Here is an 803-nt window from a genome sequence, read left to right as displayed (position 1 = left end):
TTGCCCTCGTGCATGAGGTCGAAGCCCTTGTTGATGTCCTCGAGCTTGAGGATGTGGGTGATCATGCTGTCGATCTCGATCTTGCCGTCCATGTACCAGTCGACGATCTTCGGCACGTCGGTCCGGCCCCTGGCACCGCCGAAGGCCGTGCCCTTCCAGACCCGGCCCGTGACCAGCTGGAACGGCCGCGTCTCGATCGTCGCCCCCGCCGGGGCCACCCCGATCACGATCGACTGGCCCCAGCCGCGGTGGGTGCATTCCAGCGCCTGCCGCATCACCTTGACGTTGCCGGTGCAGTCGAACGAGTAGTCCACCCCGCCGATCCTGTCGAAGGGCGTCTTCGTCAGGTTGACGATGTGAGCCACCACGTCGCCCTCGATCTTCGTCGGGTTGACGAAATGGGTCATGCCGAACCTGCGGCCCCACTCCTCCTTGTCGTCGTTGATGTCGACGCCGATGATCTTGTCCGCGCCCGCCAGCTTCAGCCCCTGGATCACGTTCAGCCCGATGCCGCCCAGGCCGAAGACCGCCGCCGTCGCGCCCTGCTCCACCTTGGCGGTGTTCAGCACCGCGCCGACCCCGGTGGTCACGCCGCAGCCGATGTAGCAGATCTTGTCGAAGGGCGCGTCGTCGCGGACCTTGGCCAGCGCGATCTCGGGCAGGACCGTGTGGTTGGCGAAGGTCGAGCAGCCCATGTAGTGATGGATCGGCGTGCCGTCGAGCATCGAGAACCGCGTCGTCCCGTCCGGCATCAGCCCCTTGCCTTGCGTGTCGCGGATCGCGGTGCAGAGGTTGGTCTTGCG

The 803-nt window shown here is 66.1% G+C and carries 1 protein-coding gene; it reads right to left on the bottom strand.

Translation table 11 applies throughout. From position 1 onward, the window contains the following. On the bottom strand, window positions 1-803 hold an 803-nt coding region (locus I7S92_RS22990; RefSeq protein WP_197647816.1), incomplete at both ends, for a zinc-binding dehydrogenase.

Origin of the sequence: Tabrizicola soli (genome assembly GCF_015999335.1) — a bacterium.
Classification (GTDB): domain Bacteria; phylum Pseudomonadota; class Alphaproteobacteria; order Rhodobacterales; family Rhodobacteraceae; genus Tabrizicola; species Tabrizicola soli.
Note: the sequence above shows the minus strand (reverse complement) of the source record. Positions and strands in the feature narration are given on the sequence as shown.